This window comes from Micromonospora sp. NPDC000316 (assembly GCF_042898885.1).
Taxonomy (GTDB): Bacteria; Actinomycetota; Actinomycetes; order Mycobacteriales; family Micromonosporaceae; genus Micromonospora.
In genome coordinates this window covers 543,675-557,689 of record NZ_JBIAZG010000002.1, presented here as the reverse complement: position 1 = coordinate 557,689, position 14,015 = coordinate 543,675, and the positions used below count along the sequence as shown (strand labels likewise).

Here is a 14,015-nt window from a genome sequence, read left to right as displayed (position 1 = left end):
GGATGATTTGTGGTCCAATTCCGCCGGAGCACCCACGGAGCACCCACATGGCCCTGTCGTGAGCACCGAACCGGGCTCGAATGCAGCACGACCATGACGTTCTGTCGGCCGCAGGCCCAAGCAAGCCGAGCAACCCCGGCCGGGGTCAGTCCGTCCGACCCGTCCGTCTCAGTACTGTCGGTCGTTTTCGGATGGCGTGAAGTCGTAGTCACGGGGCGAGAGCGCACCGCCGTCAGGGTTCCAGGTGAAGATCCGGAAAGTCCCGCTTGCCGGGTCCACTTCACCGTCTGCCGTGAAGACGACGTCGGACAGGATGCCGAGCACGCAGTCACCGACGTGCTCCCGTGCCCACTGCACCTCGTTGCGCGAGACGATCACAGTCGCGCCCTTGGTCTCCGTGCCCTTGGCCTCAAGCCATAACGTCTGATCGTTCTTGGTGGCCATAGCGTCGTAAGGATTGCCGAACCGGACGTCTTGCACTATCCAGCCACGGTCCCGGAAGTGCGCCATTAGCCCGTCCTGGGCGGCGTCTTCGACTTTTCGGCGCCGCACGGGATCCAATTGCCAGCCCTGTCGAGGCGCGCCGCGAGCCGGTAGCGGAGCCGAATGACCAAGATGTGCCGCCCAGAGCTCTTCGAGCTTCGCGGCGACGTATGGCGACAGGACCCATCCGCTGCCTTGCGGCCGCCACGCGCCGGCTTCGGGAATGTGGTTGACCAGGAGCGCGTGCGGCAGCCCGTCCTCCGGCAGCAGGAGCGTGTCCCAGTCAATCAGTAGGTAGTTGGCGTGCTGGCCCGCGCGTTCGTCGTCCCACTGCTCATCAGGGAAGATTCGGCTCGCGGCGGTGCCGCTGCCGATGATGCCCCGTGGTTCTGGTCCCTGTCGCAGGAAGAAGATGCGGTCACCTGGCTCGATGCCGCCCTTGCGGCTTCCAGTGGACCATCGGTCCCGCAGGAGCCGGCCCGACTCGACGACTTCAACGTGCCGGGGGTAGACGGTCTCCCCCCAGCCGTCAGGGTTCCACCGCTCGGGGTTCCACGTCACCACCATGGTGGCCCGCTCGCGTTCGTCGATGCCCGCCCGATCGGCCGCGGAGAGCACGTCCAGCCTGGCAGTACCGAAGTAGCTCACCGGATTGCGGTGTCGAGGCGCCAACTCGCCCTTCAGCGCGTCGTGCACGGGATCACCAGGGCGCAGCACCCGCCCGACCAGCGCCCACTTCGTCACGCCGTCAACATCGTGGCGGGTGCGGCCCTCAATCTCAGCGACGACCTGGACACGACCATCGAACGACAGGGTGGCGATTCGCTCGCCGTCGACCCGGCCCTCGAGGGTCCAGAGGCCGCGGTTGACCTCCCACAGTTCGTCGTCGGTCGCGGTCGCCTCCCACCCCACCCAGGTGCGCCCGAGCGGGTCACCGGACGGCACGTCACGCGACTCGGTCAGCACAAAGTTCACGGCCATCCGGGCATCTTGCCGGGGTGGTCGACCGGACGCCAGGGCCGGACGGACATCTGCAATCAGCGCAAGTGCGGTAGCCAGCGTCCGGAGCGGTGGGCTGCCGTCAGCGTCGCCTGAGAGATTGGGCTGGCGTTGTTCGCCACCCGACCCCGTCCTGCTGGGCAGGGCATCGGCGCGGTCGCGAAGTGGTGCTTGTGCGTCGCGCGGGTCCGTCGTACGGTGCAGAAGCCGGGACGTCGGTCGATCCGTCTCCCTTGCTGCCGCCTCCTCTTGCGGAGCCCACCTCGCGGCCTGAGTGCCGAGGGCTACAGAACCGCTCGCGGCCCCACTCACCTGACTGGTGAAGGCGTTTTTCCGAGCTGATGTCTCGCGCCTTCCATGCTCGCTGGGTCTGCTGCCGCGTCCGCGGTCAGCGTCACTTGCGCCGTGAGAGGACTACCACCATGTGCGTCCGATTCCGTCACCTGCAGCAGGATCCTGTCACCGCCTGGTTCGCGGAGACCTTTCCGCACCAGGATGTGCTGCGCGCCGAGATCGGGGCGGACCTGCGCCGCTGTCCGGTCCTGCTGACAGACCCGCCGAACAAGTCGTACTTCGGCCACGTCGTCGAACTCGCCATCGGCCTGGCCCTGTGCAATCAGAGTCCGTACCCACGTCTGTTCCACTGCCTCGACCCCTGCCTGGCGACCCGGTTGCTCACCACGGCCGGCCATCAGCCCTCCGTTGCCGGTGCCGCAAGCTACGACGCCGGGCGCCGTAGCGACCGCGCGCTGCGCCCGGCGCACCTCTTCACCGCCGCCAGCCGGCTCGCTAACGTTCGTATCCTGCTCAACCAGATCGACCGCCACTACTCCGACGCTGTGCCTAGCACCCGTCATGTTCTTGAGCAGTACCCGCACCTTCTCCACGGTCATCCCAGGGAGACCTACCAGACCAGGCATGCCTTCCGTATCGTGTGGTCGAGCTACTCCAGCGGCTTCCACGACGCTCTCCGCTCATACGGGCCGGCGACTGCGCAGCTGTCCCTTCTCGACGGACGCCGCCACGCCGACTTCCTCCTGGGCACCACCGTGCTGGAAGTGAAAAGCGGCCGACTCGACGAAAACCACTACCTCGACGAGCTGATCCGTCAGATCCTGACCTATGCACTGCTCGCCCATCACGACGGGCACCACGTCACCCACGTCGCCGTCTACGCGACTCGATACCAGCGGCTGCTGCGATACCGCCTCGGCGAGCTGATCAACCAGCTCGCCGGCAATCCCATCGACCTCACCGCAACCGGCGCCGAACTAGCCGCCCTCGTCAGGAGCCAGCCCCGCCGAAGGCGGCCTGACCGCAAGAGCGGACCAGAAGAACGGCAAATCGGCCGCTCGGCCCATAGGACCGCGCCATGGGATCGACAACAATGAGGTCCGTCTTGGGGAGGTCATCGATGGCTGGGCTGTTCGACGGGTTCGAAGGCTACCGCGTGGTAAGCGAGGCCGAGTCGCGCCAGGCGTTGACCACTGCGCTAGTCGCGGTAGACGCGAACGTGCTTCTCAACCTCTACCGCTACAACGCTCGGACGACGGCGGACCTGTTGACGATCTTCGAGAAGCTCGGTGACCGTCTCGTCGTGCCGTACCAGGCTATGCGCGAGTTCCACCGCAATCGGCTCCGCGCCATCGGCAATCCCGAGCAGGCGACAGGCGAAGCCCGGACCGCCCTGGAGAAAAGCCGGGCAGCGGCAGTGCGGGCTCTCGAGACGTGGTCCAAGCAGTTGGCCATCGACGACGCCGAACTGCAGCGATTGCACGTTGACATCGACGGCGTGTTCGAACGCCTACGGGATGCGATCGACCGAGCCACACCCGACCGCGTTCACCCCTCCACACCGGCCGATGCGGATCCCGTACTGAGCAGGCTCTCCGAGCTTCTGACCGGCAAGGTGCTGGGACGCCCTGCGGACAAGGTCTGGGATGCCCTGATCGCCGAGGGCAATCAGCGCGTCGACGAACTCATACCGCCCGGCTATCTGGACGCCGAAAAGGCCGACCAGTATCCGGAGGGCGCGGCTGGCGACTTCCTCGTCTACCGACAGGCATGCCACGAGGCGAAAACGCGGGACATGGACCTCATCATCGTCACGAACGACGAGAAAGAGGACTGGTGGTGGCGCCGCGGGCCAGACATGATCGGCCCACGACAGGAAATGACGAAAGAGTTCTTCGACAGCACGGGGCACCGCCTGTTACTGATGCGGGCCAGCGACCTGCTGAACCGATCACAGGCTCTCGACGTCGAGGTCAATCCCGAGTCCGCCAGAGACGCCGACGTCAACCGCGCAGACATCCACGAGCCCGGCAAGTGGACGGCTGAAGCGGTGGACATGCTGCTCGAGCAGCTCCGCGGAGAAGGACGACGCGACCTAGCCGACGTGATCACTGCCGCCGCGTCTACCGGCGGCACCATCAGCCGCGAAGACATCTACACCCTCTGCGACTACCGCGAGGATCGCATGCTGCGCGGCATCACCCGACCAACCGCCCGGATCACCAGCGACCTGCAGGCCGCTAGGGTCCTACCGCCCTCCGTCACACCGATGATGAAGCCGGTTTACATCGACGCAGGCGCCTTGAGTGCCATCCGAATCCCGTCGGAAGTCGTGGAAATTCTCAATCCGAACACAACACCGCCCAGCGCAGGGCTGGATGCAGAAGCGAGCGGCAAGTATCAACCGCTCGCTGACTATCTGGCGGCTCTGGATACCGAGACGATGTCAATGACCTTCGGTGAGATCGAAGACATCCTCGGCGACACGCTTGCACCCTCGGCCCGCAAGCACCTCCCCTACTGGTACTCCCCGCAGAACTCACTGGGCAAAGCGATAGCAGCGGCAGGCTTCAAAGCTCGCGGTGTACGGACGGAGACCGAAACGGTCGAGTTCGTCCGGCGCTCCTAGACCAGTCGAGCCGAGACGGCCCGACCGCCGCAATGGAACCCCCCGCGACGGCGTTGCCGAGGCCAGCAGCGCGAGCGACGGGAGTCGCCATCACCAGCCGCGACAGCAACGCAACACTGAACTTGAGCCCCGCCAACGCCTCATCTCTCACCCAGGTAGACAGATGCGCCACCTGGCGTCCGCGATCGACTCTTCCCAGGCAGCCGACAGACCACGCCGATCCCGACGATACGGCGATGAACATACATCAGAATTCTCGATCTCTCGTCGCTGAAATCAATAGGTATCACTTTCACTGATGCCGTACGCGCCCACCTCGATGAGCTTGCTACGTAGTGGGCTAGGCAGAACCTTCTTACTGCTCAGGCCGCGGCCTCCCGGGCACGCCGACTTTGTAGGCCCTCAGGGCCCGTTGACCTCGGTGCGGTTACAGGTGCGCGTCTCGTTCCATGACGGCGGTCGCTGCCTCAATGCCGTTGACGACCTCGTACTCGAGGTCATTCATCCCGATGCCACGCTTGACCGCCTCGAAGTGGATGCGGGCGCAGGTGACCTTTCCCTGCTCCGCGGGGCGGAGCAGGGCGATCTCATTGACGTCCTTGGTCTCGAAGACGATGTAGCGGCTACCATCGGAGCGTTCAACGGTCAGCGCCCAGTCAGGGTTGTAGCGTCCCAGGGGAGTTGGGATCCGGAATGAGGGCGGCAGCTTCACGAAGGCCTTGACCTCGGAGCGCCGCAGCAGCGCAAGCGCGAAGTCCTTCTCCGTATTCGAGTCGACGACCAGGTATCGGTAGACGGAATTCCTCTCGAACGAGATAGCGTTGCCCTCCCCGTCGGAGATGATGTTGCCTCCGGAGCCGGTGTACCCCGCGACCTCGGCCTCGCGAAGCAAGCTCAGCGCGTACCGGCGGTCTGCTTCGGGACGGGAGGAGTCGACCAGTTCGTAGCGCAATCCCTTGACCAGGAAGTCAGCCTTGGTGATGTTGAGTTGGCGGCCTACCTGATCGATGTAGGCCTGCGGGTTGTCGCGGAACTGCCCGAGTGTGCCGGACTCGGTAAGGACGTGAGCGAGCGTGGCACGGGTCAGCTGGGTGCGGTCTGCAAGGACGGACAGAATGTCCGGCAGGACCTCGCTGTCGGCGTAGGTGACGTCCGCACGGCGCGCTGCGGCGGCTTCTGCGGTCAGGCCACCCTGGTCGATGCGCTTCACACGATGCGTGACCCACTCGCCCCGACGCTTAGGCACTGGAAGCATGTCGCGCAGTGCCCTGATCATTGCGGCACGTAGATCGGCTTCGCCGACCTCGACGCGGTACTCCGTGCGGTGCTGGATGCGGTCCCACAGTTCCTGGAACTCGGAGCTCTCCAGGCGCTCCTGAACAAGGGGCACCGAAACGCGTTTGCCGGCCTTTTTGACGTCGATCGGCTTGGTCAGGCGTTTAATGAGTCCGAGCACTGCCTTGGTCGCGGCGTCGGAGTCCACGGAATCGCTGACTATCTTCGTAAGGTTCGCGTCGCCGGCCTGCACAGCCCGGCGCAAGCTGTCCTGCACCTTTCCCTTGGCATCGATATACCCCGCAGAGAACAGCGCCTGGTACAGCAGTTGAGCGACGGCAGAGCCCACGGGAATTACATTCCCGTCCTCTGCCTTGAAGGACAGTCGCGCGAAGCCGTCCACGGTGATGACGCCGAACTGGATGTCCAAATCGTCCGCCATCTCACGCTGGAGGCGGTCGGCGAACTCCTCGTAGGACTCGTTCGCGATCACCGTGAGGCGGTTGGTGTCGAACCCGTGCACACGGTTGCCGGACCCGTCCACGCATAAGCGCAGACCACGGCCGATGGACTGGCGCCTCCACCGATCGGTGCCCATGTTCCTCAGGACACAGATCTGGAAGACGTTCGGGTTGTCCCAGCCTTCCTGCAGCGCGGAGTGGCTGAAGATGAACCGGATGGGAGTGCCCGGCGTGGTCAGCCCAACCTTGTCACGCATGATCTGCTCGTAGGCCAGGCCGGCTTGCTGGCGTCCCTTGTCCGTGGTCTCTTGGGTGTCCACCAGCACCTCGGCACCCCCCTTGCGACGGTCCACGGAGAAGTACCCCTGGTGGGCTTCCTTCGCATCCTTATCGGCAGCACAGCCGCCCAGCAGGGTGTTGAAATGCGGCTCGCAGGCGATGCGCTCGTACTCCTCCTCGAAGATCCGCGCGTACTCACCGGGAAGTGCCTCGCCGTTGGGGCCGTAGTGGCGGTACTTGGCCACGGAGTCGACGAAGAAGAGGCTCAACACCTTTATGTCACGTCCGTGGCTCGCGAATTCCTGCTCCTTGAGCAAGTGCTGCCGGATGGTCTGGGCGATCATCTGGCGGGCTCGCTCACCGATGCTGACCTCGGCACCAATGCTGTCGCCGACGCTCAGCGGATGCGCGACAGTATCGAAGGAGATGCTCTCCTGCCCTGGGGCCGCGTTGATGGCGACCGCGGTGAGTTCCCTGTACAGGTCACGACCGGTGACGTCCGCGAGGTTGTTTCGTGACGCGGTGTCCACCGTGACAGCCCTGCGCTTGATCTCGTTGCCCTGCTCGACGTCCGCCTCGACGCGTGCGGTGATCCCTCCGCCCCTACCTCGCGTCACTCCAAGCAGCTTGACGTAGGGGGTTGTCCCGCTGGAAAAGGTGATCAGGGAGTCGACCTCGATCTGCTTGACCAACTGCTTCTCGTAGGCGGCGATGGCGTCCAGGCGGTAGATGAGGTTGGCCTTGTCACCCTTGGGGTGGGTGGCCGAGTAGCGCAGGGTCGCGAGGGCGTTGAAGTCCTCTAAAGCGTTGCGACCTGCGCCCTTCTTGTTGCCGGTGCCTGTGTCGCCGTACACGCTCTGCGGCTCGTCGACGATGATGATCGGGCTTGTGGCCCGGATCAGGTCAGCGGGCACCTCGAAGTCGAGGTCCTCGGCCAGCTGGTAAATTTTGTTCGTCTTCTTGTTGATCGCCCCGACGGTGACGATCATGATCTCGATGCTCGGCGAGGTGGCGAACGAGCGCACGCGAGACGGATTGCTGCCGTCAAACTGGAAGAAGTTCATCGGCGGGTTGCCATACAGGGCTCCGAAGTGCTCGCGCAGCATCCGGATCGACGTCTCGACGCCCTCCTTGATGGCCACCGACGGCACCACCACCATGAACTTCGTAAACCCATAGAGCTGGTTGAGCTCGTAGATGGTACGCAGGTAGACGTACGTCTTGCCGGTGCCAGTTTCCATCTCGATGGTGAAGTTCATCGATCCCAGCGACAGCTCCGGAGCGAGACCGCTGCGGTTCTGTACCTCGTGCAGGTTGGCCAGAATCGTCTCCGGGTCTAGGTGCAGCATGTTGCCGTAGCCCCGGTCGGTGAGCCCATCGAATCCCGCATGGGCGGCCGGGTGAGCGTGCACCGTGAACTGGGAGGCCATGACCTCCTGGCCCCTGAACAGGCCTGTGACCGCGTCGATGGCCTGACGCTGGTAGTCGAGGTCCGCGTCGAAGGAGAACTTCATTTAGATGCTCCGCAGCGTGGTGAAGCCGGCTTGCTCAAGAGCAGCGGCGAAGTTTAGCTTGGCGGCAGAGTCAATAAAGCCGGTGTCACGGACGACGACCGTGGTGTCGGCATCGCCAGGTTCCTCGTCACGCCAGGCCACCAAGGCTTTGGCAACCTCATTCGCGCGCCCGACTGTGATGCCGGTGCCGAAGTACGCGAATAGCGTGCCGCCTAGGTTGTACAGCGTGCTACCAACGACCTCGCGCATCTCCAGCGGCGTGGTCAGGTCCACGCCTAGGCGCAACATCATCTCGATTAGCAGGTCATCCGTCGTACGCCCGGCGACGAGGTTGTCCACGGCTTCGAGCAGATTGAGCTGGTCGGCCGTTCCGTCCCAGGCCTTCACATTACTGGAGGCCAGGCGGTACGACCGGAAGCCGGTGTCGATGTCCTCAGCGTCGGAGGTCTGCTTCGAGGCAATCTGCTTGCCCGCACGGCGCAGCCGCTCGCGCGTGATGTCTGCGATCGTGTCGTAGCCGTCCTTGTCGACAGGCTCGTCGAGCTGGACCAAGATGTAACGGCGGCTTCCCCCATCGGCAGCATTCAGGGCCATGACGGCGTGGCCGGTGGTGCCCGATCCTGCAAAGAAGTCAAGGACAAGAGCATTCGGGTTCGACTGCGTAACGAGCTCAACCCATCGGGCAATGACGTTCTCGTCCTTCGGGAAGGGGAAGACGCCCTTACCCAAAAGGGAATCCAACCGCTTTGACGCCGCGCGCCGGTCCACGTAGAAGACCGGCAGTACCGTCTGTGTACTGGTCTCGTCCAAATAGCGCTTAAAAGTCGGACGTGTTGTTTCATCCGGTCCGAATTTAACGCGCCCCTCCGCGACGAGCTGCGTCATTCTCGACTTCTCGCAAACCCATCCGTTGGGATGCATGTTAACAGGCTTTGCCGTCACCGGATGGAGAAGCTCGTAGCACAAGTTGGGACGCGGGTTTGGACTGCGCAAGTTGTCACCGAAGTACACCACACCCGGACGGCCGCTAATCCCGTCAACCTGGTCGTAGTGCGCGGACGCTCGCCGCGGGTCGTCCATCGCGAGGCTGGCCCACCACCTTTTCATCAGTTTCGTCGCGGCGGCTTCGTCTTGGCCAGAATCTGCCCATGCCTTGCGTCCAGCGGCCAAGATCGAATCGACACCAGGCTTCGGCTCGCGCCATCGCGCGTCCGCCAGAGCGCCGATGTCCTTGACGTAAATCAGCATGTAGTCGGTCGACGGCGATAGGAAATGGGCATCGTTCTTGCGCCCGCCCTGCCAGGTCACGCTGGCGATGAAGTTTTCCGCTCCGAAGACTCGGTCCATCAGAAGCTTGAGACGTGCATGCTCGACGTCATCGATGGCAACGATGATGACGCCCGTTTCCCTAAGCAGGTGGTGAGCCACGAGCAGGCGCGGATACATCATTGATAGCCAGGCCGTGTGCTTGGAGGCGCCGCTCTTCCGGTCATGGGCCCGATCGGATCCCTCGCCGGTCTGGAGCACGCCCTCGTTGTCTCGCTGCCCGGCTGTCGTCTCGTGCTCGGCCTGAGACGTGGTGCGCTTGTCGTCGTAGACGAAGTCGTTACCAGTGTTATAGGGCGGGTCGATGTAGATCACGTCGACCTTATTGGTGTAGCCACGGCGCAGCAGACGCAGAACCTCGAGGTTGTCCCCCTCGATCATGATGTTGCGCGTACGGTCCCAGTCCACGGATTCCTCCGGCTTCGGCAGGAGCGTGCCGGTGGCCGCAAGGGTGGACAAGCGGCGGGCATCTGCCATGCCCGGCCAGCGCAGGCCGAACGCCTCCGCGGTACTGGAGGCGGCATCGTGACCCACCAAGTCACGGAGGGCATCGATGTCGATCGCGCCATCGACGACGGCGTCGGGAAACAGGCGAGCCAGAAGGTCGAGGTTCGACTTGGCCTCTCCGGGGCCGGTCAAGTCGTTGACCAGCTCGAAGTTCAGATTCACAGGCGGGTCTTTTCTTCTGCGGGGGGGGAGGGGTACCGCTCGTATTAGCTGGCGCCGTGGTTGTCATTGGGACTGTAGAGGGTGGCTCGGACACCCTCGATCTGAGTGCGTAGCCCCCGTGCTTTCACGTTAAGCTCAATGCGTCGTTGCTGGTTCTTCGCCTGTTTGGCGTTCCGTGCGACGGTGGTCAGTTCGGTCTTGAGGTCGGTCAGCCGTCGACGCAGCGCGATGGCGTCGGCTGCTTGCAGGGCTACGCTGGCGGGGCGGCCGTCGGCTGCGGCGATACGCACGAGGTCGCGATACAGCGTCCACATGTTTGTGTGGTCGAGCTGATCCAGATGCAGGGCTCCCTGTTCGATCTGCCGGGCTGGCACCATGACGTGTGCGTCGATTACGGAGGTCGAACGGGTGGGGTCCGTGCGGCTGACATGGCTGAGCGCCAGGGAGAGCACCGTGGTGCCGTCAGGCATGTGGACGAGGAGCACTACGGGCTTGGCCATGCTGCGGTGCACGAGCTCGGTCACGCGAGTGCAGTCGGCCGATGACGTCTTGTCGGCCAGGACGACCTCCAGGACCGGGACGTCGACGACGGCACGTTCCGCGTCCTCGTACTTGGGTACCTGGATGGTCTCGGGGCGTAGGATCCCGACCAGTTGCGCTGAGGTCAGCGCCTTGGTGATCAGTCTTGCATCCCCAGGTGCCTGCTCCTCGAACTGGGCAGCAAGCATCTTCTTGGTAATGCGGTGCTGCTGGCGTGCCTCGTCGGGCAGACCCAGCAAGCTCACACCGTTGTGCTCGTGAGGTATGTCGGTGACGGTCATGGGAAGAGCACCAACCAGGCGACCAGGTCTACGGCTTCCAGGCCAGGCGCGGTAGCGTCCGTGCCCAGCTGGGAGGGGCCGGCGGAGAACAGGGAGGCCACCATACTCTCCTCGGCGTTGCCGGAAGCGGCTCGGACCGCCATGTTCAGCAGGTCGCGGTAGTGTTTCATGGATTTGCCCGACCTGGTTGCCTTGTCAAAGTCGGCAAGGACAGCGGCATCAGGTTCGGTGCTGCCCAGGCAGTGGTGGCGCAGGACGTCGAGGGCTAGCTTGGGTTCCTCGATCGCGTGGGCAAGCCTGCCGTCGTCGGTCACGTAGGCGAGCACGTAGGGGGCCAGCGGGTAGGCCTTGGAAAAGGTGAATGCGTCGTCTCGCACTCGCAGGATGAAGACCGCACCGGGCGCGAGCCCGTCGTCGGCCAGGGTCTTGTCGAAGCGGGTGACGCCGAACAGGGCCAAGGGCCACCCGGTGATTTCCCGAATCTCTTCGCGGGGGCGTGCAGCGGCGTCCATACGGAAGTCGGAGAGGGTCAGGTCGGTGATGCTCAGGCCGCCAGCTAGGTCTTCCATCGTGGGAGCGGCGTTCTGCATCTGCTGCAGCTGCCTGCGCCGGTAGTCGAGGTCGTTCATACCACCGGACGTGACGTCCAGGATGTTCTCCTCGCCGGTCGCGGAGACGTCCAAGAGGGTCATGCGGCTGGACACGCGCGTCTCGAGGTTGATGTAGGCATCCAGGTCCATGTTCGGCCAGAAGTTGACAAGCTGGACGCTAGTGTTGGTGGTACCCAGGCGGTCCACGCGTCCGAAACGCTGGACGATACGCACAGGGTTCCAGTGGATGTCGTAGTTGATCACCGTGTCGCAGTCCTGAAGATTCTGGCCTTCCGAAATCGTGTCGGTGGCAATCACGATGTCGATTTGCGGAGAAGCCAGATCACCGCCCTTGGAGCGCGGGCAGAAGGCGGTAAGCACGTCGATCATGCGGGTGGGCTTCATCGGGAGCGTAGTCCGGTTGGTCTGGCCGGTGATCAGGGCGACGTGCACGCCAAGATTGTCGTTGGCCCAGCGGGCCACGTGATTATAGAGGTAGTCAGCGGTGTCGCTGAACGCGGTGAAGACCAGGGCCTTGCGGTTTCCGTCGTTGGTGGGGTGCTCGGCTTTGTTGCGCAGGAACTGCTTGAGCTGGGCCAGCTTGGCGTCGCGCGTGGCGTCGACCGCCCTCACCTCGGCTAGCAGTGCTGCCATGGTGTCCCGGTCCTGCTGAAGTTCTTGCCTCCACCTAATCCGATCGATGTCGGCGAGGAAGACCTTGACACTGCCGCCGACGGTGTCCTCGAACAGGGGGTCGTCCAGGTCGATGTTCTCCAGGTCGGCGAGGCTGTCGATGGAAGTTCCCTCGCTCCCGGTCGCCTCGTAGGCGTCGATGCTGGCGATCGCGCTGTCGATCGTGGCGAGAATCTTGTCGAGGGTCTTACCCAGGGAGTTAACCGACGACTCCAAGCGCTTGAGTAGCCCTACTCGCAGCAGGTGGACCACGTTGTTCTCGCGGTCGGTCTGCTTCCACACACGCTGACCGCCCGTGCGCACCTTTTGGTCGTACATGGCGGCGTACTTGCTCTCGTACTTGGTGCTCACGTAGGAGGTGGGCTTGTAGGCTGCCAGGTTCAGGCGCAGGATCGACCGGTTGATCTGCTCCAGCGGGATCATCGTGCGGGCCGAGTCGATGGGCGGAGTGAGGTTGATTGGGGCCAGGCGGTCGGGGAACTTCCCCACGTCCTTGGTCCCGTAGTACTTCTGAATATGCTTGCGCGAACGGGCGATCGTGACCAGGTCTAGCAGGCGGATGTAGTCCATGCCGAGTGTGCCGACCAGTGACTTCGTACTGCGGGTGGCCGCGGGCGTCCGCTGCCAATCGTTGAAGTGCTTCTGCGCCTTGGCCAGAGTCGCCTCGATGCTCTTAATCCCATCTGCGGCCAGAGCCTGGTCGTCGCCCTCGGTAGCGAACAGTACCTGGTTCTTGAGATCGGCCAAACGGGTGTTCACGGGCGTGGCGCTGAGCATGAGGACCTTGGTCTTGACACCGGTCTTGAAAACCTCGTTCATAAGGCGCTCATACCGGGTCGTCCGGCCCTTGACCTGCGGGTTGTTGCGGAAGTTGTGGGACTCGTCGATTACGACGAGGTCATAGTTTCCCCAGTTGATGTTCGCCAGGTCCATGTTCCCGGACAGCCCGCTGGCGCGGCTGAGGTCCGTGTGGTTGAGGACATCGTAGTTAAAGCGATCCTTGGCCAGCGGGTTGCGGTTGTCGTTGCTGCGATAGATAGTCCAGTTCTCTCGCAGCCGCTTGGGGGCCAGGACGAGGACGCGATCGTTACGCAACTCGTAGTACTTGATGACCGCGAGGGCCTCGAAGGTCTTCCCCAGGCCCACGCTGTCGGCGATTATGCACCCGTTGTGGCGCTCAAGCTTCTCGATCGCACCGAGTACACCGTCGCGCTGGAACTTGTAGAGCTTGTTCCACACGACCGAGTCGTAGAAGCCGGTCTTGCCGCGTCCGGCAGTCTCCTCGCCGGATTCCTCGATGAAGTCCTTGAATAAGGAGGTCAGGACACGCAGGTAAACGGACTCGGGGGCCCTGTCCTCAAAGAGAGCTCGGGCAGCGTCGAGGAACTCCTCCTGGACGGTGCGGGTGGTCGCGTCGTCGTACCACATCCGCTCGAAGTTGACGACGGCCTGCGCCACCTTGTCTGCGTCCGTGGTCTCGAGGGGGAAATACAGGTCCTGGGATGCCACCAAGCCCAAGCTCTCGGCCTCAAGACCTGCGCCGTCGACTACATAGGGGAAAGGGCCATTGACGCTCGTCCAGGTACCGCGAGTACGGCGCTTGAGCGCTCTTGTCTGAAGATGTTCTTCGGCCCAACCCACGAAGGCGTGGGCGATGCGGTGCTGGTCCAGCCGTGCACGCTTGAGGTTCTCTTCCTCAAGCCCGTTGAGCGGGAACTCCTCGAGACTATGTCCGTGCAAAAGCAGACGCAGGTCGACGTCGGCCAGCTCGTCTTGGAGCGCCTCGTAGACGAAGAGGGAGAGCGACTCCGACAGCGAGTCCAGCCGCGTGGCGCCGGTCAGGTGCTTACGCAAACGGACGATCGCATGGCCTGCGTCGCTGGGGACCATGAAGGCTGAACCTCCGGGGTGTGGGTGGGTTCGTTGTCGTGCGGGCCACGAATGACGCCGACCCTATCGACGCCGTGTGGCTGGCCGGTCAC

7 protein-coding genes are annotated in these 14,015 nt (G+C 63.7%); 2 read left to right on the top strand and 5 right to left on the bottom strand.

Annotated elements, in window-relative coordinates; translation table 11 throughout:
- Positions 1-168 precede the first annotated feature (168 nt).
- On the bottom strand, positions 169-1,464 hold the full coding sequence (locus tag ACFY2Q_RS07150) for a protein NO VEIN domain-containing protein (protein WP_387128263.1): 1,296 nt from the start codon (positions 1,462-1,464) through the stop codon (positions 169-171).
- Between the two features lie 440 nt (positions 1,465-1,904).
- On the opposite strand from ACFY2Q_RS07150, the gene ACFY2Q_RS07145 reads away from it, so the two are divergent.
- Both ACFY2Q_RS07145 and ACFY2Q_RS07140 read left to right on the top strand, forming a co-directional pair.
- The gene (locus ACFY2Q_RS07145) at positions 1,905-2,873 is read left to right on the top strand and encodes a hypothetical protein (protein WP_387128262.1); all 969 of its coding nucleotides are present in this window, start codon (positions 1,905-1,907) and stop codon (positions 2,871-2,873) included.
- Positions 2,874-2,896: 23 nt separating this feature from the next.
- Positions 2,897-4,405 carry a PIN-like domain-containing protein gene (locus tag ACFY2Q_RS07140; protein WP_387128261.1) on the top strand — a complete coding sequence of 503 codons (1,509 nt, stop codon included), beginning with the start codon at positions 2,897-2,899 and terminating at the stop codon, positions 4,403-4,405.
- A 427-nt stretch (positions 4,406-4,832) separates the two neighbouring features.
- On the opposite strand, the gene ACFY2Q_RS07135 is transcribed toward ACFY2Q_RS07140, so the two are convergent.
- From ACFY2Q_RS07135 to ACFY2Q_RS07120, 4 genes are read right to left on the bottom strand one after another with little or no spacing between them, the layout of a single operon-like run.
- Positions 4,833-7,934: a DEAD/DEAH box helicase family protein gene (locus tag ACFY2Q_RS07135; protein ID WP_387128260.1), complete on the bottom strand. Its 3,102-nt coding sequence runs from the start codon at positions 7,932-7,934 to the stop codon at positions 4,833-4,835.
- Complete coding sequence (locus ACFY2Q_RS07130; RefSeq protein ID WP_387128259.1) at positions 7,935-9,929, bottom strand: site-specific DNA-methyltransferase; 1,995 nt, start codon at positions 9,927-9,929, stop codon at positions 7,935-7,937.
- 44 nt (positions 9,930-9,973) lie between these two features.
- Complete coding sequence (locus ACFY2Q_RS07125; protein ID WP_387128258.1) at positions 9,974-10,750, bottom strand: DUF4391 domain-containing protein; 777 nt, start codon at positions 10,748-10,750, stop codon at positions 9,974-9,976.
- Positions 10,747-13,923, bottom strand: coding sequence for a helicase-related protein (locus ACFY2Q_RS07120; RefSeq protein WP_387128257.1), 3,177 nt, complete (start codon positions 13,921-13,923; stop codon positions 10,747-10,749). The genes ACFY2Q_RS07125 and ACFY2Q_RS07120 overlap by 4 nt, the downstream gene beginning before the upstream one ends.
- Positions 13,924-14,015 lie beyond the last annotated feature (92 nt).